The organism is Peteryoungia wuzhouensis, from assembly GCF_003205195.1.
Lineage (GTDB): Bacteria > Pseudomonadota > Alphaproteobacteria > Rhizobiales > Rhizobiaceae > Allorhizobium > Allorhizobium wuzhouense.
Genome location: NZ_QJRY01000001.1, coordinates 425332 through 448368, shown reverse-complemented (window position 1 = coordinate 448368; position 23037 = coordinate 425332). Strand labels below are relative to the sequence as shown.

Here is a 23037-nt window from a genome sequence, read left to right as displayed (position 1 = left end):
TCAGCCCTTGGTAAGCGTGGCCACCGCTTCGACATGCGGTGACCAGAGGAACTGGTCGATCGGGGTGACCTTATCGATCCGATAGCCGCCAGCGGTCAGGATTGCGAGGTCGCGCGCCAGCGTCAGCGGGTTGCAGCTGATCGCGACAATCTTCTTCACCTGCGACTTCGCCAGTTCCAGACACTGCGCCTCAGCACCCGCACGTGGCGGGTCGAAGACGACGGCGTCGAAGGTCTTGAACTCGGAGGTCATTAGCGGCCGGCGGAAGAGGTCGCGTCGCTCGATGCTAACGGGCTTCAGCCCCTGTGTTGTCCGTGCGCCCTGATCGAGCGCCTTGATCGCCTTCTCGTCGGATTCGACCGCGAACACGCTCGCCTTGCGGGCGATCCTGAGCGCAAAGGTGCCAACCCCGGCAAAGAGATCCGCGACCTTCTTCGCCTTGCCGATATGGGCAATGGCGAGCTCGGCCATATGCGCCTCGGCCTCCAGCGTCGCCTGGGTAAACCCGCCCGGCGGCAGCGCCACGCGCGCACCGTCGAAATCGAGCAGCGGCTTGTTCGGCTCGATGACGATCTCGCCATTGGCCGACACGCGGGCAATGCCCTTGAGCTTGATGACAGCATTGGTCACCGCCCGCCGCTCCTGGTCGCCAAGCCCGCCACGCAAACCGTCGAGCGAGATGTCGAGACCCGTCAGCGTCTCGGTGACCGTGATGCGGAAGGCATCCGAGCCGGCGGCGCGGGCGATGGTGTAGATCGCATCCATCCGGGAAAGGATCCCGTTGGACGCGATGGGACACTCCTCGATCTTCACGACATGATGCGTCTCGGCCTGGTTGATGCCGATGACGATGCCGCTCTCGCGCCGGCGCACGGTGAAGACGAGACGGCGGCGCTGATGCGGGGCCGCTTCGAAGATATCGCCGACGGGTGCTTCAAGACCCTTGGACTTCAGAGCATCGATCAGGATCTGCCGCTTGAATTCATTGTAGGGTGCCTTGGCGAGATGCTGCAGAGAACAGCCGCCACAGGTGCCGCCGACGCCATCTGGCCCGAAATGCCGGCAGGGCGGCTGGACACGGTCGGGTGAGGTGGTGGCGAAGGACATGATCGTGCCCTCGCTCTTCACCCGCGCGATCGAGACGGTTTCGCCCGGAAGGGCAAAGGGCACGAAGATCGGACCGTTGCTGTCATGGGCAACGCCGTCGCCCTTGGCGCCGAGGCTTGATATGGTGACGGTCTCGGCGCTCATTCTGCGTCCTCGCCGTTCATGTCGTCGCCATCGATGTCGTCTTCGTCTTCTTCATCGGCGCCCTCGGCATCATCAGGCTTGACGCCGGCTAGCAGGAATTCCTCGTTGCCATCACCGCCTGATATCGGGGAGGGGATCAGCCCGAGGCTTGTCCAGCCCATGTCTTCCACCAGCCAGCGTTCCAGTTCGGCGGCCACCAGCGGTGCCGTTTCCGGCTCCTTGAGGAGACCCGCCTTACTGATTGCCTCGCGACCCGCCTCGAACTGCGGCTTGACCAGCAGCAGGCAATGCGCGCCGGGCTCGGCCAATTCCAGCGCCGGCACCAGAGCCAGCTTCAGCGAGATGAAGGAGACATCGGAGACGACGAAATCGATCGGCCTGTCGTCGATATCCTCCGGTTCCATATAGCGGGCATTCAGCCCTTCGATATTGGTGACGCGCGGATCATCGGCAAGCCGGGGATGAAACTGGCCATGGCCGACATCCACGGAGACGACATGTGCCGCGCCGCGCTTCAAGAGGACCTCCGTGAAGCCGCCGGTCGAGGCGCCAACATCGAGACATTCGCAGCCCTCGGGCGAAAGGCCGAAATGGTCAAGCCCGGCCACCAGCTTCAGTGCGGCGCGCGAGACATAATCCTGCGCCGGGTCGTCAATGGTGAACTCGTGGGTCGCAGCAAAAACGAGGCTGGGTTTGGTGACGACTTTACCATCGACCTTCACGGTGCCGCGCTGGATCGCGTCGCGCGCACGCGAGCGGCTGGCAAAGAGGTCGAGGGCGACCAGAAGCTGGTCGAGGCGCTGGGGTTCGGGCAAATGTCTCATCCCCCGTCAATGATCGGTGCGGCGCTGCGGCGCAAGTGTTTTTCTGCCGGCGCCGCCGCTTCGAACCCTCTGCAGCGACGCTGGCGCCATGCGCCGCGTCCGCCATGCGTTTTTTGGCTTCATTAGGGAAGCTTTAATCGATGAACGCTAATATTCGGATGTCGGCCGATGCAGATCTCCTCCTCCCAAGCGATCGTCGACCGGCCGATCCCTGCGCGCCCCGTTCCCCTCCCGGCCGCAGTCAAACTGAAGCCCTCCGGATTCGGGCCCGGAGGGCTTCGCTTTTTCTGCCCTATATCGAAACCTCGGACCATTTTTGGGCTGTCATGCAATCGTCAAATTTTGCGTGCCAAAAGTTGTATTTACACAACAAAATTTAGTGATGTTTTTACCGGTGCTGCCTAATTTGACAGTATCAGCCCCTCGATATTGAGGGGATTCAGTCGCCACAGAACTCATGATGAAAGTGGGTGGCCCTCCCTTACGGCGGTCAGAGCCAAGTAATTCCTCACCGCTGGCATCAACCATCGCAGCGTTCGCGTTGCCGATGTTCCCCCATTACACAGTTGTCGACGGCGTCGATCGGCTGGGTTCTGCCACAGACTTGAACTCCCCGGAGAGTGACTATGCATTTAATCAACAATATGCGCACCATTGCCAAGATGATCTGCGCATTCGCCTTGGTCATCGTGATCAGCGTCATCGTGAACGCCCTAAGCTGGTCTTCCCTGTCGTTTCAGCAAACGGCAAATGGTTGGACTGTCCACACCTATGAAGTGTTGCAGGGCGTCGATGATATCGTGTCGGCAATGGTCGATCGGGAAACAGGCGTTCGCGGCTATCTCCTGGCCGGCGACGAAGGCTTTCTGGCGCCGTACAACGCCGGTTCCGAGAACTACGAGAAGGCCTTCAACGAGGTCGTTCGGCTGACCTCTGACAATGCCACCCAGCAGAAGCGGTTGAGCGAGCTCGCCGCATTGGTGAAGGGTTGGACCGAGGAAGTCGCGGCCAAGGAAATCGCCCTCATGAAGGACCCCGCGACCGTCGAACAGGCGCGCGCCATGGAAATCAATGGCGCCGGCAAGAAGTGGATGGACGGCATTCGTGCCAAGGCGGCTGAAATTGCCGGCGATGAAGCGTCCCTTCTGACCCAGCGCGCAACGGCTGCCGTCGAAGCGGCCGATAGCGCCCGCATGACGATCCTGAAGGGGGCAGCCGTGATGATTGCCTCTGTCATCGGCCTTCTCGTGCTGCTGCAGAAAAGCCTTGTTGCCCCGCTCGTCCGCATCGCCGGCTCGATGCGTGTGCTGGCTGACGGCGATACCAGCATCGGCGTCCCCGGTGTCGGCCGCACGGATGAAGTTGGTCAGATGGCCGCTGCCGTGGAAGTGTTCCGCCAGAACGCGATTGCCAACCGCAAGCTCGAAGAGGAAGCAGTCGCTGCCCGGGGCCAGACTGAGGAGACGCGCCTTGCCAACCAGCGGCGTATCCAGGAAGAAGCCGAAAAGCTGCGCTTTGCCACCGAAACGCTTGGCAATGGTCTGCAGCGGCTGGCCGAAGGCGATATCTCCTTCCAGCTGACGGAAGCCTTTGCGGAGGATTACGAACCCCTTCGCCGGAACTTCAACGCCTCGCTGCAGCAGCTCGCCATGACCATCGGCTCGGTCCTCGACAGCGTGACCAGCATGGACAGCGGCACCCGCGAAATCTCCGCCGGTGCGACCGATCTGTCGAAGCGTACGGAACAGCAGGCCGCCGCTCTTGAGGAGACCGCAGCTGCGCTCGACGAGATCACCGTCAACGTGCGCAACTCGTCTCAGCGCACCGACGAGGCCCGCAGCGTTGCCGTCCTGGCAAACGAGAACGCAGCCCGCTCGGCCCAGGTCGTCTCCCAGGCGGTCGAAGCCATGCGGCGGATCGAAGACAGCTCGCAGCAGATCTCCAACATCATCGGCGTCATCGACGAGATCGCCTTCCAGACGAACCTTCTGGCGCTCAATGCCGGTGTCGAAGCAGCACGCGCCGGTGAAGCCGGCAAGGGCTTCGCCGTCGTTGCCCAGGAAGTGCGTGAACTGGCACAGCGTTCCGCCCAGGCCGCCAAGGAGATCAAGGCCCTGATCACGGCCTCCGGCACCCAGGTTAGCTCCGGCGTGGCACTGGTTGGCGAAACTGGCACGGCCCTGAAGGCCATCGGTGACTACGTCGTGCAGATCAACACGCTGATGGATGCGATTGCCGGATCCGCCCGCGAACAGTCGACCGGCCTTGCAGAAGTCAATTCGGCCGTCAATCAGATGGACCAGACGACGCAGCAGAACGCCGCCATGGTCGAGCAGTCGACCGCAGCCTCGGCCGCTCTGGCCCAGGAAGCAACCCGTCTGCGCTCCCTGGTCGCCCAGTTCAAGCTGGCCGGTGCGCCAAGCGAAAGCCGCCAGGTGGCCTCGCGTGCTGCAGCCGACCAGACACGCCGCGCCCCGGCCGCTGTGAGCGGCAATCTGGCCCTGAAACACGACTGGAACGAATTCTGATCGCAGGAAGCGGTTTGAACGGTTTCTCGACAGCGCTCCCGATCGAAAGGTCGGGAGCGCTTTTCTGTCTGCCATAACCGCAGATTGACCGGCGTGTTCAAAGCCCGGACGAGCGGCCGCTTTTACCCAGCCATGGTCGCAGTCCGGCATTGACCGCCCACAAATCCGATCTCTAGTCTGGGACAATGTTCCATGGTTCGGATCAAGCGAGGAAGACGGGCATGAAGGCAAGGGTGATCGCCGCTGCATGGGCGCTGACATTGCAGGGACTGGCGGCAACAGGGGCTTGCGCCAATGACACCATGGCCGTGCTCGGCGCCGGCGGCCTGACATTCACCCGCACCGATCAGATCACCATGGCGCGGGAGGATCTCTACATCTCCCCCGAACGCGTGGATGTGAAATACACCTATCGCAACACCGGCGACACGGACGTGACAACCATCGTCGCCTTCCCCATGCCGAAGATCGGTGGCCCGGTCGAAACCATGGCAGCCGTCCCTGACGAGCAGAGCGACAATTTCATGGGCTTCTCGGTCATGCAGGACGGCGAAACGATCGAGCCCAGGCTGCAGCAGCGCGTCCTCGTCCAGGGGATCGACTTTACCGAGGAAGTGACGGCACAAGGGGTCCCGTTGCAACCGCTGTCGGACAAGACACGTGCGGCGGTCGCCCGGCTCGACGAGACGGTTCTTCAGGACTGGCTGGTCAAGGGCCTCGTCGCCGCCATGGACTACGGTGCCGAGAAACCGGAATACGTGCCGGTCTGGCAGCTCGATTCGATCTACTGGTGGGAGACGACATTCCCGGCCGGCGAGGAGGTGAATGTCGAGCACTCCTACCGCCCCAGTCTTGGCGGCACGACGGGAATGGCCTTTCTCTACGAGGGCAAGCCGAACGACCAGTTCGAAGACTACAAGCGGCGCTATTGCATCGACGACGATTTCATGAAGACGGCGATCAGGCTTGAGAAGTCGCAGGATTTCAACACGGGTCTCTACTATTTCGAGCATTGGCTGTCCTATATCCTGACCACAGGCAACAACTGGTTCGGGCCTATCGGCGACTTCCACCTGACGGTGGACAAGGGCAATCACAACCACGTCGTCAGCTTCTGCGGCCAGGATATCAAGAAGACCGGAGACACGACCTTCGAGATGCGCGCCAAGGAATTCGTTCCCGAACGGGATCTCGACATTCTGTTGCTGGTTTCCAGCAAGGACTGGAACCCCGGCAATCAGCCATAATTTGGTAACGGGTTGTAAAATCGTTTTCGACACTATCGCGACGATCGGATGTGTCCGGCTTCCCCCTGAGTGCGCCATGACGGCTGCGCAAACCCCGGATTGATCATGCATTTGCCCCCTTCGGCGATGCCATAGGCATCGTTTGCCGCCATGCGTCCCGAACAGACGGGTGCGCAGGCCCGAAAGTCATGTCCGAAAGTCGAGGCCCATGTCGCTCAACAACCTGTCCCTCAGCAAGAAGCTCATCCTGACCTTCTGCACCATCATGGCCGGATGCTTCCTGGCATCCGTCGTCGTCTTCCTGCAGGCTTACACAGCCAAGATGGCGGTCGTCGACCAGGATCGTGCACAGCGCATCGTCAACCTCGTCGATTCTGCAATGACGGCAATGGCGGAGCAGGCCTCCAATGAGCGCGGTTATCTTCTGACGGGCACCGACACGACCCTGGCGGCCGTGGAAACCGAGCGAAGGGCCGTGGACACGGCGCTGGTCGATGCATCGACACTCGCGTCCGGAGACAAGGCTCTGCTGGGTATTCTGGAGACGATGCGCACAGCCGCGCATGCCTATGGTGCCAATGTCGCTGATCCCCAGATTGCCGCCCGCAAGGCCGGCACGCTCGGAATTGCGGAAGTCGCCGCCATCGGCAAGCGTGACGGCATTGGCGAACTCGACCAGTTCCGCGCCGCCGCAGCAGAGATCAAAACCCTTCTGGCCGAGCGGACAAGCGCCATTCGCACCCAGCTCGACAATGCGCATCATGCCCTCGAGCTTGCACTTATCCTCGGCGCAGCCGTCGCCGGTGTCTTCGCCGTCGGCCTCATCTGGCTTCTCGCCCGCTCCATCGTCACGCCGATTACCGGCATGACCGACGCCATGGGACGGCTTGCCGCAGGCGACCACAAGGTCGAGGTGCCCGCCATCGACCGTGGCGACGAAGTGGGCCGGATGGCCAAGGCCGTGCTGGTTTTCAAGGACGCCGCGATCGAAACCGCCCGTATGGCCGAGGAGCGCCGCGTGATGCGCGAACAGGCCGAGACGGAACGGCAGAAGACGGAAGCCGAGAAGGCGAGCGAAGCCGAGGAAATCCGGTTTGCCATGGCCGAGCTGGAACAGGGCCTGACCGCGCTGGCCAATGGCGATGTCGCCTTCCGGCTTGAGCGTGCGTTTGCACCGAGGCTCGACCGGCTGCGCGGCAATTTCAACGATTCCGTCGACAAGCTGCAGGCAGCGCTGCGCACGGTGGGCGCCAATGCCGAGGCGATCAATGCTGGCGCTGCCGAAATTCGCGCTTCGGCCGACGATCTCGCCAAACGCACCGAACAGCAGGCCGCCTCCGTTGAACAGACGGCAGCCGCCGTCGAGGAAGTGACGACCACCGTCAAGGACACGGCCCAGCGCGCAGAAGATGTCGGCCAGCTCGTCGAACGCACCCGGGCCGGCGCCGAACGCTCCGGCGAAGTCGTCCGCTCCGCAGTGGCCGCCATGTCGGGCATCGAGCAGTCCTCGCAGTCGATCTCCAACATCATCGGCGTCATCGAGGACATCGCCTTTCAGACCAACCTTCTGGCGCTCAATGCCGGCGTCGAAGCCGCCCGTGCCGGTGAAGCCGGCAAGGGCTTTGCCGTCGTTGCCCAGGAGGTGCGCGAACTCGCCCAGCGCTCGGCCAATGCCGCCCGCGAGATCAAGTCGCTGATCGCCAATTCCACCGCCCAGGTCGGCAATGGCGTGGCGCTGGTCGGCGAGACCGGCACCGAACTTGAGAAGATCGTCGCCGCCGTTCAGGAAATCAGCCATCACGTGCAGGCGATCGTCACGGCCGCCCGCGAACAGTCGACCGGCCTGCAGGAAATCAACCTCGCGGTGACCGCCATGGATCAGGGCACGCAGCAGAATGCCGCCATGGTCGAACAGCAGACGGCCGCCTCCCACACCCTGGCGGCAGAGGCGGATTCGCTCAACATGCTGCTCGCCCAGTTCCGTCTGGGGCAGGGCGGCCCTGCGTCAGTCACGGCATCGCCGCGCACAAGCCAGGTGGCACCGCAACGCTCTGCGCCACCGGCTCCGGCAAGCCCGGCCAGACCTCCGGTGAAGGCAGCCTCAGCCGGCCATGCAGGCACACCATCGCCCGCCCGTGCGCTGGCAAACAAGCTCGGCCGCGCCTTTGGCACCAGCCAGGCCACGGCTCAGAAACCCAGCGAAACCGCCCCAGTGCCGGCCCAGCAGGACTGGACGGAGTTCTGATCCCTCAACCGGACATTGGATCCTCTTCGGCATCCAATGTCCGGTCGCACGCTCGAAAGTACTATTCAACAATAACACTCGATTTCAGGGCCAGACCTTGCAGTCAGGAACGGAAAATTAACAGCATTTCGGGAATTTGTTACCGTTAACACAGCCGCGGAGAGCGGCCTATAAACGGAAACCCCATGCTTAGTTCCTTCAAGAAACTGCCGCTCTCGCTCCAGATGGTCCTGGGCATCGGCATCGCAGTCGTGGCCATTCAGGCGAGCACCGCTGCCTACGAAATTTCCGCCGAACGCCTGACCCTGACCGACAAGGCCGCCAAGCGCGGTGATGCGGCACTGGACATGCTGGAATCCGTCCACACCCAGGCCATGCTCAATCGCAAAGAAGTCGGTGAGGACGATCCGGCCATCGCAACGCTCGACGGCACCATGGACCAGTTTTCCAACTCCGGGGGCAGCGTCAAGCTCTGGCTGGTCATGGGACCGAAGGTCATCGACTTCCAGAAATCCCAGGGGGAAACCGAATTCGAGGGACCGCGCGATACGATCGATCAGCAGGCGATCTCGGCTCTTGCGCGGCTGAACAGCCTCGAGGGTGAGCGCTTTCGCATGACCCGCCCGGTTATCCTTGGCCAGGGCAGTGCGAGCGACGAGAAATGCGCGAGCTGTCATACCGCCAAGATGAACATCCAGCCGGGTGAGGTGATCGGTGTCTACAGTGCCGAGGTCGACCTCGCGCCGGAACTTGCGGCCTGGCGGACCAATGCCTGGAAGCGCGTCGGCATCGGCGCGGGCGCCCTTGCCGTGATGATCGCACTTGTGATCCTGATGCTGCGCATGACGGCCGTCAATCCGCTGCGCAAGCTCGCCCGCGCAACGCAGGGGCTGGCTGAAGGCAATCTTGATGTCGACGTCGGAACCCAGGATCGACGCGATGAACTCGGCGTCATGGGCCGCGCGCTGGAGATCTTCCGCGACAATCTGCGCCGCACCCGCGCGCTCGAAGCCGAGACGGAGCAGTCCCGCCACAAGGCCGAGGAGCACCGGCGTCATGTCGAGCGCCGCGCCGAGGAGGAAGCGGCGGAAAAGCTGCGGATCGCCACGGCCGGACTTGCCGGTGGCCTGCGGCGCCTTGCGGCCGGCGATCTCGCTTTCCAGATCGAGGAGCCGTTTGACCCGAGTTTCGAGGCCTTGCGCCATGACTTCAATGCGTCGATCCGCGAACTGGCCAATACCATGTCTGCGATCCAGATCGCGGCCGGGACCATCGATGACGGCAGCGGCACGATCGCGGCTGGCGCCAATGAACTCGCCCGCCGGACCGAAAGCCAGGCGGCCTCGCTGGAGCAGACCGCCGCGTCGCTGAAGGAGATCAACGCCACCGTGCATGCCGCCAACCAGCGTGTGGCCGACGCGCGGGATGTCGCGAAGAAGGCCAATCAGAGCGCGCTCACCTCCGGCCAGGTGGTGAGCGAAGCCGAGCAGGCCATGCGCCGCATTGAGGAAAGTGCGCAGCAGATCTCCAATATCATCGGTGTGATTGACGAGATTGCGTTCCAGACCAACCTCCTCGCCCTCAATGCAGGCGTCGAAGCCGCCCGCGCCGGGGAAGCCGGCAAGGGCTTCGCCGTGGTGGCGCAGGAAGTGCGCGAACTGGCGCAGCGGTCTGCCAACGCCGCCAAGGAGATCAAGGCGCTCATCCAGAATTCCACCGCTCAGGTCGAGAACGGTGTGAAGCTGGTGCATGGAACCGGCGAAACGCTGGTCGAAATCGGCAGCCTGATCCAGACCATCAACGATCACATGGACGCCATTGCCGACTTCTCGCGCGACCAGTCGAGCGGTCTGCGCGACATCGCCGGCGCCGTGGATCAACTCGACACCGCAACCCAGCACAATGCCCGCGTTTCGGATGACCAAAGCAATGAGGCGAGCCGTCTTGCACAGCAGGCGGCAGCGCTACGTGCAATGATCGAACGTTTCGAGCTGCAGGCGCGACCGTCGGGAATGCGCCGGGCCGCGTGAGGTCTGATCTCCCGACCCTTCTGCCATCCTGCACAAACGAAGAAAGCCCGTGGCGTATGCCACGGGCTTTCCCCGTTTAGCCTGCTGGGCAGGCTTTACCGGGCGTCATCGACATCGTCGACCACGTCCGCCATGGGCCGGTCCGCACCGTCCGCATGTTCATGGATCCACTCGCCGTTTTCGTCCTGCCAGCTGATCTCCGCATCGCCGTCGGCAAGCTGCTGGGCGCCGGCGGCATGCCGTGCAGCCGCAACGGCTTCGGCATGGGTGGCGAAGGGCTCGGAATAGACATTGCCCAGCCGGTAGGCGAAGCCTTCGTCATGTTCGACGACGTGATAGGTCACCTTGGCCATGTACTCTGCCTCAGTTCCAGCGCCAGCGGCTGTCGCGGGCCGGCGGAGCCGAGTTGGCGAGCAGGTAACCGACGACGCCACCGATGATGCCGAGCGTGATGAGACCGGCAGAGGTTGCGGCACCCGGATGGCGGCGAACAACGCCGGCAACGGTGTCCGCACCTTCGCGGGCGTAATCGGCAACCACATGGGCGGTGCGGGCTGCACCATTCACCACGTCGGAGGCGCGGTTGCGAACGTCATCGGCGCTATAGCCGGTTACCGACGAGGCGGTGCGGGCCGCATCATCAAGCGCTTCCGAGGCGCGGTTGCGGACGGTCCGGCCGCTGCGGCTCGCTTCGCGTGCAATCGTGTCCTTGAGATCGTTCATCTGCTCGCGCAGGTCACGCAGTTCTGCCTGAAGGTTCGAAGAGGCCATGGAACGGTTCCTTTCCTGTTGTCCGGTCTTGCGGAACAAACGTGGCCGGCACCGGAAGGTTCCATGCAGGAGGCTGCCTCAAGTGTCGCAGCCTGAAATGAAAACGCCCGGCACCTTGCGGCACCGGGCGTCTTTGAAATTATGGCTTGAGAAGGCCTTACTTGGTCGCGGCTTCGTACATTTCCAGCACGTAGTCCCAGTTGACCAGGCTGTCGACGAAGGCTTCGAGATACTTCGGACGGGCATTGCGATAGTCGATGTAGTAGGAGTGTTCCCAGACATCGACGCCGAGGATCGGCGATGCACCGTGAACGAGCGGGTTCTCGCCGTTCGGGGTCTTGGAGATTTCCAGCTTGCCGTCCTTGACCGAAAGCCAGGCCCAGCCGGAGCCGAACTGCGTGGTGCCGGCTGCAACGAAATCGGCCTTGAACTTGTCATAGCCGCCAAGGTCGCTGTCGATGGCAGCCTGCAGCTTGCCGGGCAGCTTGTTGCCGCCGCCGTCCTTCTTCATCCAGTTCCAGAAGTGGATGTGGTTGTAGTGCTGGCCGGCATTGTTGAACAGGCCGGCATTCTTGCCATAGGACTGCTTGACGATCTCTTCCAGCGACAGGCCTTCAAGGCCCGAGTCCTTCAAGAGGTTGTTGCCGTTGGTCACATAGGCCTGGTGATGCTTGTCGTGGTGAAACTCAAGCGTTTCAGCCGACATGAACGGCGAAAGCGAGTCGTAAGCATAGGGCAGGGCGGGCAATTCGAAGGCCATGGTGATATCTCCTTTGGGCAATGGATTGCGTTTTGGCAGGTGACGGGAACATAGGTGCGGATGGGAGGCGAGGCAACCTTCGGCCTTCCAAAAACCGGCTTCTGATCGAAAGAAATATCTTCCGTTTTTGGACTTGCACCGTGTGCCGTTCCATCCCACGTTCCCGGCCCGACATCCCCCAACCGAGGTATCCCATGTTCCGTTCCCGCAAGCTTCTCGCGATTGCTGCCCTGGCCGTTGTCCCGCTCTCCTCCCCGGCCGTCGCGTCCTCGGATGACGCCTGGGCCGAGTTCGCCAAGGATGTCGCCGCGAAATGCACGGTCCTGGCGGAGGGACGCATCGAGCAGCCAAAGGTCGTTGTCGATCCCTTCGGAACAGAGAGCTATGGCGTGGCCATCGTGACCGGCAAGGCCGTGGGGGCGGATGCTGTGGTGAGCTCGATCTGCGTCTACGACAAGAAGACCCAGGCGGCGGAGATCGGCGGCGAGCTTCCCGCCGACCAGGTGACGATCACCGTTCCCTGAGACCTACGCCTCGTAGACCTCCGGCTCGGGCAAGCCGTCGATGGCGAAGCCGAATTCGGCCCGCGCGATCTTGCACTCCTCGTCGCCCGGCATGCAGGTGCGGCAGACATGCGGCCGCACCAGATAGACTGCGCAGCCGACATGTTTGCCGACTTCGCCGGTGAGCGCCGCACATCGCCCGTTCTCGAACTTCATGCCGCTTTCGTCCTTGGCGATCATCGCTTCCGGGATGGCGGATATCTCCTCGTCGCTTTCAAGCGAAAAGCGCGGCCAGTCGGCGGAATAGGCGCAGCATGCGCCGCAGGCCTGGCAATCGAAGATCTCGGGTGGGGACGTCTCGAGCATGGGCTCAGCGCTTCGCCGCGCGCAGGCGCATGAGATTGACCGCGAAGAAGCCGGTGAAAACAAGCATCAACAGGCCGACAAAGACGGGCCCGGCATCGACCGAGACGAGATCCATGGTGAGACCTGTGGTGCCGGAGCCTGCGGCACTGCCGATCGCGTAAGCCAGAGCGAAGACGGCACTTCCCGAGACGAGAAGACCGCCGCGGAAGCGTTCGCCGAGCAAGGTGAGCGCAGCCGTATAGAGCGAAAAGCTCGCAGCCCCGAGGATCGATATGGTGATCAGCAGGGTGAGCGGAGAGGTCATCAGAGGCAGAACCAGGAAGGCGACGGCGGCAATCAGCGAGCCTGCGATGGCGATGACAGGCCGCGACAGCCGATCCAGCAGCCAGCCGACAAAGGGCTGGGCAAGCGCCGTCGGCAGCGCCACCATGGTGACGACGAAGGCCGCGAAATTCTGGCTGTAGCCACGCTCGACGAAATAGAGCGGGATCATCGAGATCGCCGCGATATCCGAAAAGCCGAAGGCGACGACCATCAGCGTGAGCACCGGTGCAAGCTTGACGAAGGTGACAAGCCCGCCCGCTTCGGAGGCCTCAGGCTTCGTCTTGGCGTAGCGACCCAGCATGACCGAGGCAAAGGCGACGAGCGCCACGTAAGCCGCCGTCAGCGCAAAGGCAAAGCCGTCCTCAATGCCGACAAGCGGAATGGCGAGCGGGCCGGCGGCAAAGCCTGCGCACATGCCAGCGCTATAGGCGCCGGACACGCGGCCGCGCAGGCGATCGGGACAAGCGGTGTTCAGCCAGGCCTCGCTCACCGTGTAGATGATGCTGGTGCAGAAGCCGAGCAGGAAGCGGGCGACGAACCAGACCCAGAGCTGGTCGAAGGCCGCCAAGGTCGCAAGCGAGATCGAAACGCCGAGCAGCGACGCCACGATCAGGCGGTCGCCACGCATCGCCTGTGTCAGCTGGCCGATCATCAGTGTCGAGGAGGCGAGCCCCAGCGCGAAAACCGACGCATTGAGCCCCGCCATGCTGGACGAGACGCCACGACTTTCCAGGATCAGCGAAATCAGGGGATACGTCAGCCCCTGGCCGACGGCAAAGGCCGTGACACCGAGAATGACGACTGCGATCGCCGCCCAGTCTGGCGCGAAATCGGGTGCAATATCCGTGGTGCCTGCCGTCTGCATGGAGCCTCCAAAGCGCGTTTCAGCGCCTGTCGATTGAAGGCCCGGTCTAGCGGGGGGAGCGGGGGAAGTCCAGAGAGAGGTGGGCTGGAGCGCTTACCCCGCCGCAATCACACCCGGCACGTCCTGACCCAGCGCCGCAAACACCGTCTTCAGAATACCGGCCGCATCGAGGCCTGCCTTGGCATACATGGTTTCGGGTTTGGCCTGGTCCATCCAGACATCGGGCAGCACGAGCGAGCGGACCTTCAGGCCGTTGTCGAGCAAGCCCTCGTTGACGAGGAAATGCACCACCTGGCTGCCGAAGCCTCCGACGGCGCCTTCCTCGACGGTGACGACCACCTGGTGGTGGCGGGCGAGTTGGCGGATCAGGTCATGATCCAAGGGCTTGGCGAAGCGAGCGTCGGCGACAGTGGTTGAAAGGCCAGCGGCATCGAGGTCTTCGGCGGCAAGCAGACAGTCGGCGAGGCGCGTGCCGAAGGAGAGGAGTGCGACCTTCGAGCCCTGCTTGACGATGCGGCCACGGCCGATTTCGAGGATCTCGCCGCGTTCGGGCATCGGAACGCCCACACCTTCGCCGCGCGGATAGCGGAAGGAGATCGGACCCTCGTCATAGGCAGCCGCAGTGCGCACCATGTGCTTCAGCTCCGCCTCGTCGGCAGCGGCCATGACCACGAAGCCGGGCAGCGCCGCGAGAAAACCGGTGTCGAAGGAACCCGCATGGGTCGGGCCGTCGGCGCCGACGAAACCGGCCCGGTCGATCGGGAAGCGCACCGGCAGCTTCTGGATGCCGACATCGTGCACGACCTGGTCGTAACCACGCTGCAGGAAGGTCGAATAAAGGGCGCAGAAGGGCTTGTAGCCTTCAGCGGCGAGACCGGCTGCGAAGGTCACGGCGTGCTGCTCGGCGATGCCGACATCAAAGGTGCGTTCCGGAAAGAGCGCATGCAGCTTGTCGAGGCCGGTGCCAGACGGCATGGCGGCGGTGATGCCGACGATCTTCTCGTCGTGGCGGGCTTCCTCGACCAGCGCATCGGCGAAGACGGCGGTATAGGCCGGCGCATTCGGCTTGGCCTTGGCCTGGGTGCCGGTGATGACGTCGAACTTGTTGACGCCATGATACTTGTCGGCTGCCGCTTCGGCCGGCGGATAGCCCTTGCCCTTCTGGGTCACGACATGAATCAGAACCGGGCCCTTGGCATTGTCGCGGACATTGCGCAGCACCGGCAGCAGATGCTCGAAGGAATGGCCGTCGATCGGGCCGATGTGGTAGAAACCGAGCTCCTCGAACATGGTGCCGCCGGTGACATAGCCACGGGCATGTTCGACGGCGCGGGTGATCGCGCGGTCGACGGTCTTGCCGAGATAGGCGGTCAGTTTCTTGCCGAAGTCGCGGAAGCCCATATAGGTCCGGCCGGAGGCAAGGCGCGCAAGATAGGCGCTCATCGCGCCCGTCGGCGGTGCAATCGACATGTCGTTGTCGTTGAGGATGACGATCAGGCGGGCATCGAGCGCACCGGCATTGTTCAGCGCCTCATAGGCCATGCCGGCCGACATGGCGCCATCGCCGATCACGGCGATCACCTTGCGGTCGGTCTTCGACAGCTCGGCGGCAACCGCCATGCCGAGGCCGGCGGAAATCGAGGTGGACGAGTGGGCAGCACCGAAGGGATCGTATTCGCTCTCGGCGCGCTTGGTGAAGCCGGAGAGGCCGTCTTCCTGGCGCAGCGTGCGAATGCGCTCGCGGCGGCCGGTCAGGATCTTGTGCGGATAGCACTGGTGGCCGACGTCGAAGATCAGCCGGTCGTCAGGCGTGTTGAACACCTTGTGGATCGCGATCGTCAATTCCACGACCCCGAGACCGGCACCCAGATGACCACCCGTCTTCGACACCGCGTCGATCATCTCGTCGCGGACCTCGCGCGCCAGCTGCGGCAGGTCACGATCTTCGACGGCCTTCAGGTCTTTCGGGAGCTTGACCTTGTCCAGGAGCGGCGTATCGGGCAGGGATGTCACGGGCTGATGCCTCTTCAGTCTGTTTGGATGCGCGATACCATCCCCCGACGATCAGGGCAATTCCACGTCATCAAGCGCTTATATAGCGGTCAACGGCCCTCCGGCAAAGGCACGAACTCTTCTTCATCGCCGGGAACGATATCGAAACGCCCGGTTCTCCACTCTTCCTTGGCCTGTTCGATTCGCTCTTTGGACGACGAAACAAAGTTCCACCAGATATGTTTCTTCGTCCCCATGGCCGCTCCGCCGAAGAGCATCACGTGACAGCCTGTCGCGCCGCCGATCAGGGTGATTTCGTCACCGGGTCGGAAGACGAGCAACTGGTCGGCGGCAAAACGGTCGCCGGCGATCTCGATCTCGCCCGAGAGGATGTAAAGCGCGCGCTCTTCCTGACCTGCGTCGAAGGGGAAGCGGGCGCCGGCTTCGAGCGACAGATCGACATAAAGAGTTTCGGAGAACGTCTTCACCGGTGACCGCAGGCCGCCCATGCCGCCGATGACGATGCGACCGGATGCGCCGCGATCGTTGAAGGTCGGTAATTCGCCCTTGGCGGTATGGGCAAAGGCCGGATCGATCTCTTCCATCTGGTCGGGCAGGGCGATCCAGGTCTGCAGACCCGACATCGCAAGCGGGTAACCGCGCAGGTTTTCCGGCGTGCGCTCGGAATGCACGATGCCGCGGCCTGCCGTCATCAGATTGATGTCGCCAGGCGCAATCACGAGTTCCGTGCCCAGGCTGTCGCGATGCTTGATCTCGCCGTCGAAGAGATAGGTGACGGTCGAGAGCCCGATATGCGGATGCGGGCGCACATCCATGGCTTCGTCTGCCTTCAGGATCGCCGGACCCATCCGGTCGAAGAAGATGAACGGCCCGACCAGCCGCCGCTTGATCGATGGCAGCGCCCGGCGCACGGAAAACCCGCCGATATCGCTGGAGCGCGGGATGATCAGATGCTCGATCGCATCACAGGCAAAACCGTCACCAGGGACAGGATCGTTTCCGGGGAAGAAGGACATGGGGGCGGTCTCCGCGTGGTCGATGGGGAGAGTGTAGGATGGCATTGAGGCCGGAAGCTAGACGTGAGGCCTGCGGGGAAGCGTGACGCTGCGTTCAGTCTTTGACGCCTGTCCAATCATGGTTCGGTAGCAGGTCGGGCGCAAATGACCCCAGTTTCACTGCAGCTTCCGAGATGCGCGCAAGGCATCTCTCGGAACCATCTCTGACCAGAGGGTTTGTCAGATACTGCGCGTAGGTCATGCCTTCGGTATAGGCGAGAACGCTTCTGGCATTGTCGAGAATGTCCATCAGGCGCAGCCATGGACGCTCAGAAGGCAAGCTGGCGATCCCTCTCTATGCGTCGAGCAAGGCGTTCCTTTTCGACCGGTTCGCAGACGATATCCACAGGTCGACCGGTGATGGTCTCGAGCTTCTGTCGCAAAATATCTAGGTCGCTGAAAAAACTGAAGCCCTTGCCCATCTTGGAATGGTCAAGGCGAACAACAACATCGACGTCCGATTCCTCGGTCGCCTCACCGCGCGCAACAGACCCGAACAGAGACAGCGACAAGATGCCATCAGCGACCAGTTCGTCGCGATGCTCCCGCAGCTTGGCAATGACCATGTCCTTGTCCATGGCCGAAAGCATAACAAATTTTCCCGCTATGGTCGAGAAAAGTCGCTCAAGCCCCGTCGAGCGGCTCGGTTCCCGTTGGCTTGCCGGCGCGATCGAGCCGGATCTTCTCAATGCGGTTTTCGGCAGCCGACAGCAGCGTCTCGCAATGCTTCTTCAGGAGTTCGCCGCGCTCATAGATCGCGATGGAATCCTCCAGCGCCACATCGCCACGTTCGAGCCGTGCGACGATGCTTTCGAGTTCGGCCACGGCCTTTTCGAACGAGAGGCCGGAAAGATCGGCGGAAACAGCGGCGTCGGACATACTCAACCCTTCATCAGTCTGGCGATGTGCAGGCCGGCCGATTCGGCGAGCCCTTCGAGATCATAGCCGCCTTCAAGCAGGCTGACGACCCGGTTGTTGCAGAAGCGATCGGCGACTTCCAGCAGACGCCCCGTCGCCCAGTCGAAGTCTTCGCCGACAAGATTGATCTGGGCCAGCGGATCGCGGTGATGCGCGTCGAAGCCGGCCGAAATCAGGATGAGATCGGGCGAGAAATCGTGCAGAGCCGGCAGGACCCGGCTCTTGAACGCCTCGCGAAAATGATCCGAGCCGACATTCGGCGAGAGCGGTGCATTGACGATATTGCGGTGTTTACCCGTCTCGTCCTTGGCGCCGCTGCCGGGATAGAGCGGCATCTGGTGCGTCGAGCAGAACAGCACCGACGGGTCGTCCCAGAAGATGTCCTGCGTGCCATTGCCGTGATGCACGTCCCAGTCGACGATCGCGACACGCTCCACGCCATAGGTCTTCTGGGCATGGCGTGCGGCAATCGCGATTGTGTTGAACAGGCAGAAACCCATCGCCTTGGATTTTTCGGCGTGATGCCCCGGCGGTCGACCGGCGACGAAGGCATTGTCTGCCTTGCCGGTCATCACGTCGTCGACCGCTGCCATAGCGCCACCAATGGCGGTCAGTGCCACCTGCAGGCTCTTCGGCGAGGCATAGGTGTCAGCCTCGATCTGGTTGATCTCGCCCTCTTCTTCGGGGATCTGCCGCATCACCGCAAACAGATGTTCTTCCGGATGCGCCAGCGTCACGGCGTCTTCATTGGCCTGCACAGCCTCGACCCGCTCAAGCTGTGCGAAGTTGGGGTGCTCAAGCGCGATGTTGAGCGAGCGCAGCCGGTCCGCCCGTTCGGGATGCCCCGGTGGCGTGTTGTGCTCCAGGAAGAGCGGGTTCTCGTAAAGACGTGTTGTCATCGGGCCATCCTCGGTCGCGGTGAACATAAGGCGGCATACCGTCATCTTCCACCTCGCAATGCGGTTTTACCCATTCCTCTTGGCCCGCAACCGGAAACCCCGCGCAGATACCTTTTTGGGACACGACTTGTGGAGGAGGGGGCGATGCCGTTAGATGCCGCTAACACACGGAAAAGACGGGACCTTGCATGGATGAGATCGACCGCGTCGAGGTGAGCGAAATCACCATTCCCTACCGCGACATCGCCGACACAGGCGAAATGCAGGCGGCGGCCTATGTCACCCATGCCGAGGCCGCCTTGCGTCATTTCTGGCGTTACCGTCCGCCGCTGGAGGATGAACCGCGCTATGCGCCGACCAAGCTGGAACTGCGTCTTCACCTGCCCCTGCGCCTTGACGATCCGGTGCGCGTGGTCGTGCGGGTCGACAAGATCGGCGGCAAGTCGGTCGGCTTCGAGGTCGAGATGGAGCGTGACGGCCAGACGGTCGCGGAGATCGACGTGACCTGGACCGCCCGCGATCGTGAAACCGGTGAGCCAGCCGCGCTGCCGGAAGACATCCGCGACTGGCTTTATCGATACCTCCGCTGAGCGTGGAGGCTCCCGCGACCTGCACATAGCCCTCAATCGAGGCCGAGCCGCTCGATCTCCTCGTCGCTGAGTTCGAAGCGGCGCTTGATGAAGTCCTCGGGAATGCCCAGGCGCTTGGCGATGTCGAGATCGGGTTTGCGCTGGGCGACCGGCGGAATGAACAGCGTCGAGATTGTGCTGATCATCGATGCGTCGAGTTCGCCGATCGTGGTTCTGAGCATGGTCGGATCGCAGACCGGATAGCGCGCGGCCTCATACACCGTGAGGGGGTGGTCGGCAGGATAGGCCTTGAGCAGCTTTTCCTTCAGCACCTCCAGCTTCTCCTGCGACAGCGAGATCTTGTAGCCCACTTCGCCGAGCACGCCGACCTGCCACAGCACGAGGTTGTTGCGCGGATCGAAGGTGCGGTCGAAGATCAGGAAATCCGTCGCCTCGAAGCTCTGGCATCCCTTGCGGGCGGGGTCGACCCCGAGATCGGCAAACAGGCAGTCCTCGGCGGAGATCCCCGGCAACATGACCGCGTCGAACCCCTCCTGTCGGGCACGGGCGACGGCCCGGTGCGACGGAAAGACGAAGATTCCGGGATGGCCGTAGAACACCGCGCAGACGTGCAGGCCCTGGCGGACATGTTCCAGAATGTATTCGGTGATATCAAGATAGGTCGCCAGACGGCTGCTGCGGTCTTCGTAGAAGGACTGCAGTGACTGCGCCGAGGGATTGAGCGAGGTGAGCCAGTATTCGGTACCAGGGTCCGTGACGAGGTAGAAAACCCGGTCTGCGGCTTCGATATGGGCCTTCGCCTCGAGGCTGGTCTGGGCCGCGAGCTTGATCCCGACGCCGACGACCGAGAGGAAGCCGGTCTTCACCGGCGGCTCTGAGCGTGTCGCGATGGGATCGAAGGGTTTTTCAGCAACCAGTGCATCCATGACGGTATCTCCCGAAAGGTGTTGATGCAGTGAGGCCGCGCCGATCTCGGACCGGCACGGCCCGCCGGATCAGATGACCACGACGACGGTCCAGACGGTTTCTCCGTCGGCTGCCTTGAGACTGTTCTTCAAGGCGGCCGCATGGAGGGTGGACTGGATCAGTTTCGGATCACGGGAGAGGAGCACGGACTCCTCCACCGGAGACAGGTTAGAGTTGTTGATCACTGCCAGCGGGTTTTCGCGGAATTTCTTGGCAGTGGAGGCGTTCGTCGCAATGTCGACGAGCAGTTTGTCGATTGCAGGCATTGCAATATCCTTTCCTTCTGCTGGTTGACGCGCGCTGGTTCAGAGCACCACGACGACCACGTTGACGGTGTCTGCGGCGGCATTGGCGCCGAAGTTCGTCTTGATCGCCTTGTGGATCGCGGGGGCGTCCTTGCTCTTGATGATCTTTGCGGCGCTGTCGGAAATGCCGAACCGTTTCAGTTCGGCATCCGGATTGGCGTGGAATCGCTGCAGCGCAGCCGCGTCCATAGACACCCCGACCATGAATCGGGCTACTTCCGTGTCACTCATGTCACGTCTCCCTTGTCGATTGTGAATGTATGCGGTGTGGATGTGTGCGGCGGGGCTGTTCAGGAAGGCAAATGGCCTCAGCGGCGCCGTGCAGAAAGATGTGTAATCTAATTTAATAACTGCTGAAATATATAAATTTAGGAAGAAAGTTTACTCTTCCTGAGTGGCTATACTTCCGGTTTTTCATCCAAGGTTCAAAAGTAAACATGAAAAAGCCCGCCGAAGCGGGCTTGTGTCATTTTGGCCAGACAGGGAATGTGCGCAATGTCACACGCGCACGGGCAGCAGCGGATATCCGACCAGGACCGCACGGGCGGCAAGCGTGGCAATCGCAGCCTTGACCAGGTCACCGGGGATGAAGGCCAGCGAACCGAAGAGCACCTTGTCGAAGGGCGTGCCGGCAACCAGAGACAGCCACGGCATGCCGCAGAGATAGACCACGCCGATGCCGCCGAGGATCGACGCGAGGAAGAAGCCGGTCATCTGCTTCGTGGCGGACTGGTCTTCCCGCACCAGCTTTTCCGCCAGGAGGCCGGTGACGAAGGCACCGAGTATCCAGCCGAAGATATAGCCGCCGGTCGGGCCGATCAGCACGGCAAGGCCGCCACGTCCGCCGGAGAGAACCGGCAGGCCGACCGCGACCAGCACGACCAGTAGCACATAGGCAAGCGCCCCGCGCCTGGCGCCGATGATGCAGCCGGCGAGCATCACGCCCATCGACTGCGCGGTGATCGGCACGGGCAAAAGCGGGATCGGCACCGGCGGCAGGAAGCCGAGCACGATGATGATGGCGGTGAAGAGGGCGGAGAGAACGAGATCTCTGGTGGTCATGGTGGCGGTCCCCAAAAAAACTTTGGGAATTTTACTGGCCTCTAATCCCGCGCGCGTCAATCGCCTCGGCGATCCGGTCGGCATCCTTCAACGTCGAAATGATCAGCGGTCCCAGCATGCGCGAGAGCTTGACCGGAATGCCACGGGCCGCGTGGGCCTCCTTCAGCGCCTCGTGGCGGGCGGCGATCTCCGGCACGAAGCGCAGAACCAGCCCGAAGGCGAGGCCGACATCGGACGCCTTGAGGAGCCCCATCCGCTCCAGAGGACGAGCGAGATCGGTGATGACCTCCATGAAGGCGGCAATCGTCGTGGTCGCGGTGATGGCGGCGGCGAGAAACAGCACGGCCAGCAGCCGAAGTGTCGTCGAGAGCGCCTCCGCAGGCGAAAGGAGAAGGATGTTGAACAGGCCGAGAATGGCGATGGTGAAGAGCACCGGCCGCACCCGTCTGAGCGCCTCGCCGACGGAAAGCCCGCTAGACAGATAAAGCCCGCCGGTCGCCAGCATGGCGAGCATCAGCGCGATGGGGTTCGAAACGAAGTAGAGCCCGAGCCCGACGAGAAGCAGCAAGGCAAGCTTGGTCCGCACGCCCACCCGGTGCAGCGGGCTCACGCCCTCAACGAACAGGCTGGTCAGCATCCGGCAATCTCCCGGTAGCAGGCGATGGCAGCGTCGCCAGGGCCGTCGAAGGCGAGCGCCTGCTCATGGAAAACCAGCACACGGGCAAAATCGGCAACGAGATCGAGGTCGTGGCTGATCACCACCGCCTGTTCGGTCAGCCCGTCGATCGCAGCCTTCACCAATGCTCGATTGCGAAGATCCAGCTGGTTGGTCGGCTCGTCGAACAGGATGATTTCGGGCCGGGTGACCACGACGGCAGCCAGCGCCGCGAGCTGCAACTCCCCGCCCGAAAGCTCATGCGGTCGGCGGCTCGAAAGCGCCTCGATGCCGAAACGGGCCAGAACGGCATCCACGGCCTGCTCGACCTCGTCAGCTCCCAGCCCGCGCGCCTTCGGCCCCATGGCAATGTCGTCGCGAATGACGGGCAGGATGATCTGGTGGCCGGGGTTCTGGAAGATGAAGCCGGTCTTAGCCCGCGCCGCCTTTTCGTCCGCGACCGTATCGAGCCCATCCAGCGTCACCCGGCCGGAGGAAGGCTTGGCCAGCCCTGCGATCAGCCGCGCGAAACTCGTCTTGCCGGAGCCATTGAGCCCGATCACACCGATGCGCGGTTCGCTGAGAGTTAGCGAGAGCGGCCGGACTGCCACGCGGTCGCCATAACGCAATTCGGCCTGGTCGAAACGAATGTGCAAGGTGGGTCTCCGAAAGGTTCGGGTCTCTATAGCGTTCGGGAACGTATGGGGGAATGCTCCAAGGTGTTGCCGACGTCTGCTGCCCGCAGTTTTCTTGACAATCGAGGGCGAAACGCCAATATTGGCGTGGCAAGTTTCGAGGTGGGAACGGCCTCCCCACGCACCCGCAAGGGTCAGTAGCCGCAAGGTGAAGAGATCCGGGCT

At 62.6% G+C, this 23037-nt stretch carries 26 protein-coding genes; 6 read left to right on the top strand and 20 right to left on the bottom strand.

Going from position 1 to position 23037, the window contains the following annotated elements:
* The 3 genes from DMY87_RS02365 to DMY87_RS24005 all read right to left on the bottom strand — a co-directional run bounded on the left by DMY87_RS02365 (position 1) and on the right by DMY87_RS24005 (position 2603).
* Positions 1 to 1251 (bottom strand): class I SAM-dependent RNA methyltransferase, encoded by a 1251-nt coding sequence (locus DMY87_RS02365; protein WP_110789667.1) that lies wholly within the window; start codon positions 1249 to 1251, stop codon positions 1 to 3.
* The gene (locus tag DMY87_RS02360; RefSeq protein ID WP_110789666.1) at positions 1248 to 2075 is read right to left on the bottom strand and encodes a TlyA family RNA methyltransferase; all 828 of its coding nucleotides are present in this window, start codon (positions 2073 to 2075) and stop codon (positions 1248 to 1250) included. Before DMY87_RS02360 ends, DMY87_RS02365 begins: the two co-directional genes overlap by 4 nt.
* Positions 2076 to 2399: 324 nt before the next feature.
* Positions 2400 to 2603, bottom strand: coding sequence for a hypothetical protein (locus DMY87_RS24005; protein ID WP_133252993.1), 204 nt, complete (start codon positions 2601 to 2603; stop codon positions 2400 to 2402).
* Positions 2604 to 2701: 98 nt separating this feature from the next.
* Here DMY87_RS24005 and DMY87_RS02355 point away from each other — a divergent pair, with 98 nt between their 5' ends.
* From DMY87_RS02355 to DMY87_RS02340, 4 genes are all read left to right on the top strand, one after another.
* Positions 2702 to 4603, top strand: coding sequence for a methyl-accepting chemotaxis protein (locus tag DMY87_RS02355; RefSeq protein WP_110789665.1), 1902 nt, complete (start codon positions 2702 to 2704; stop codon positions 4601 to 4603).
* Between the two features lie 221 nt (positions 4604 to 4824).
* Positions 4825 to 5850 carry a DUF4424 domain-containing protein gene (locus tag DMY87_RS02350; RefSeq protein WP_110789664.1) on the top strand — a complete coding sequence of 342 codons (1026 nt, stop codon included), beginning with the start codon at positions 4825 to 4827 and terminating at the stop codon, positions 5848 to 5850.
* A 208-nt stretch (positions 5851 to 6058) separates the two neighbouring features.
* Entirely contained in the window at positions 6059 to 8095 is a 2037-nt protein-coding gene (locus DMY87_RS02345; protein WP_110789663.1) for a methyl-accepting chemotaxis protein, read from the top strand.
* A 185-nt stretch (positions 8096 to 8280) separates the two neighbouring features.
* Complete coding sequence (locus tag DMY87_RS02340; protein WP_110789662.1) at positions 8281 to 10125, top strand: methyl-accepting chemotaxis protein; 1845 nt, start codon at positions 8281 to 8283, stop codon at positions 10123 to 10125.
* Positions 10126 to 10220: 95 nt separating this feature from the next.
* Here the strand turns inward: DMY87_RS02340 and DMY87_RS02335 are convergent, their stop codons facing one another.
* The 3 genes from DMY87_RS02335 to DMY87_RS02325 all read right to left on the bottom strand — a co-directional run bounded on the left by DMY87_RS02335 (position 10221) and on the right by DMY87_RS02325 (position 11656).
* Complete coding sequence (locus DMY87_RS02335; protein WP_110789661.1) at positions 10221 to 10478, bottom strand: DUF2188 domain-containing protein; 258 nt, start codon at positions 10476 to 10478, stop codon at positions 10221 to 10223.
* Positions 10479 to 10488: 10 nt separating this feature from the next.
* Positions 10489 to 10896: a hypothetical protein gene (locus tag DMY87_RS02330; RefSeq protein WP_110789660.1), complete on the bottom strand. Its 408-nt coding sequence runs from the start codon at positions 10894 to 10896 to the stop codon at positions 10489 to 10491.
* 157 nt (positions 10897 to 11053) lie between these two features.
* Positions 11054 to 11656, bottom strand: a complete 603-nt coding sequence (locus DMY87_RS02325; protein WP_110789659.1) for a superoxide dismutase — start codon at positions 11654 to 11656, stop codon at positions 11054 to 11056.
* A gap of 194 nt (positions 11657 to 11850) precedes the next feature.
* On the opposite strand from DMY87_RS02325, the gene DMY87_RS02320 reads away from it, so the two are divergent.
* Positions 11851 to 12180, top strand: a complete 330-nt coding sequence (locus DMY87_RS02320; protein ID WP_110789658.1) for a hypothetical protein — start codon at positions 11851 to 11853, stop codon at positions 12178 to 12180.
* A gap of 3 nt (positions 12181 to 12183) precedes the next feature.
* Here DMY87_RS02320 and DMY87_RS02315 read toward each other — a convergent pair whose 3' ends face one another.
* From DMY87_RS02315 to DMY87_RS02280, 8 genes are all read right to left on the bottom strand, one after another.
* Positions 12184 to 12525, bottom strand: coding sequence for a YkgJ family cysteine cluster protein (locus DMY87_RS02315; RefSeq protein ID WP_110789657.1), 342 nt, complete (start codon positions 12523 to 12525; stop codon positions 12184 to 12186).
* 4 nt (positions 12526 to 12529) lie between these two features.
* Positions 12530 to 13714, bottom strand: coding sequence for an MFS transporter (locus DMY87_RS02310; RefSeq protein ID WP_110789656.1), 1185 nt, complete (start codon positions 13712 to 13714; stop codon positions 12530 to 12532).
* A gap of 93 nt (positions 13715 to 13807) precedes the next feature.
* Positions 13808 to 15727 carry a 1-deoxy-D-xylulose-5-phosphate synthase gene (gene dxs / locus DMY87_RS02305; protein ID WP_110789655.1) on the bottom strand — a complete coding sequence of 640 codons (1920 nt, stop codon included), beginning with the start codon at positions 15725 to 15727 and terminating at the stop codon, positions 13808 to 13810.
* A gap of 89 nt (positions 15728 to 15816) precedes the next feature.
* Positions 15817 to 16743, bottom strand: a complete 927-nt coding sequence (locus tag DMY87_RS02300; protein WP_110789654.1) for a pirin family protein — start codon at positions 16741 to 16743, stop codon at positions 15817 to 15819.
* Positions 16744 to 16837: 94 nt separating this feature from the next.
* Positions 16838 to 17032 carry a HepT-like ribonuclease domain-containing protein gene (locus DMY87_RS02295; RefSeq protein WP_110789653.1) on the bottom strand — a complete coding sequence of 65 codons (195 nt, stop codon included), beginning with the start codon at positions 17030 to 17032 and terminating at the stop codon, positions 16838 to 16840.
* A gap of 19 nt (positions 17033 to 17051) precedes the next feature.
* Entirely contained in the window at positions 17052 to 17348 is a 297-nt protein-coding gene (locus DMY87_RS02290; protein ID WP_245408806.1) for a nucleotidyltransferase family protein, read from the bottom strand.
* A 58-nt stretch (positions 17349 to 17406) separates the two neighbouring features.
* On the bottom strand, positions 17407 to 17661 hold the full coding sequence (locus tag DMY87_RS02285; protein ID WP_110789652.1) for an exodeoxyribonuclease VII small subunit: 255 nt from the start codon (positions 17659 to 17661) through the stop codon (positions 17407 to 17409).
* 2 nt (positions 17662 to 17663) lie between these two features.
* Complete coding sequence (locus tag DMY87_RS02280) at positions 17664 to 18599, bottom strand: histone deacetylase family protein (RefSeq protein ID WP_110790344.1); 936 nt, start codon at positions 18597 to 18599, stop codon at positions 17664 to 17666.
* A gap of 188 nt (positions 18600 to 18787) precedes the next feature.
* On the opposite strand from DMY87_RS02280, the gene DMY87_RS02275 reads away from it, so the two are divergent.
* Entirely contained in the window at positions 18788 to 19189 is a 402-nt protein-coding gene (locus tag DMY87_RS02275) for an acyl-CoA thioesterase (RefSeq protein WP_110789651.1), read from the top strand.
* A gap of 32 nt (positions 19190 to 19221) precedes the next feature.
* Here the strand turns inward: DMY87_RS02275 and DMY87_RS02270 are convergent, their stop codons facing one another.
* The 6 genes from DMY87_RS02270 to DMY87_RS02245 form a co-directional block, all read right to left on the bottom strand.
* On the bottom strand, positions 19222 to 20115 hold the full coding sequence (locus DMY87_RS02270; protein WP_110789650.1) for an SAM-dependent methyltransferase: 894 nt from the start codon (positions 20113 to 20115) through the stop codon (positions 19222 to 19224).
* Between the two features lie 69 nt (positions 20116 to 20184).
* A complete protein-coding gene (locus tag DMY87_RS02265) occupies positions 20185 to 20421 on the bottom strand; it encodes a hypothetical protein (RefSeq protein WP_110789649.1) in 237 nt (78 codons plus the stop codon).
* Between the two features lie 39 nt (positions 20422 to 20460).
* Positions 20461 to 20691 (bottom strand): hypothetical protein, encoded by a 231-nt coding sequence (locus DMY87_RS02260; protein WP_133252992.1) that lies wholly within the window; start codon positions 20689 to 20691, stop codon positions 20461 to 20463.
* Between the two features lie 267 nt (positions 20692 to 20958).
* A complete protein-coding gene (locus DMY87_RS02255) occupies positions 20959 to 21522 on the bottom strand; it encodes a biotin transporter BioY (protein WP_110789647.1) in 564 nt (187 codons plus the stop codon).
* Positions 21523 to 21553: 31 nt separating this feature from the next.
* Entirely contained in the window at positions 21554 to 22159 is a 606-nt protein-coding gene (locus DMY87_RS02250; RefSeq protein WP_110789646.1) for an energy-coupling factor transporter transmembrane component T family protein, read from the bottom strand.
* Positions 22153 to 22833 (bottom strand): energy-coupling factor ABC transporter ATP-binding protein, encoded by a 681-nt coding sequence (locus DMY87_RS02245; RefSeq protein ID WP_110789645.1) that lies wholly within the window; start codon positions 22831 to 22833, stop codon positions 22153 to 22155. Before DMY87_RS02245 ends, DMY87_RS02250 begins: the two co-directional genes overlap by 7 nt.
* Positions 22834 to 23037 lie beyond the last annotated feature (204 nt).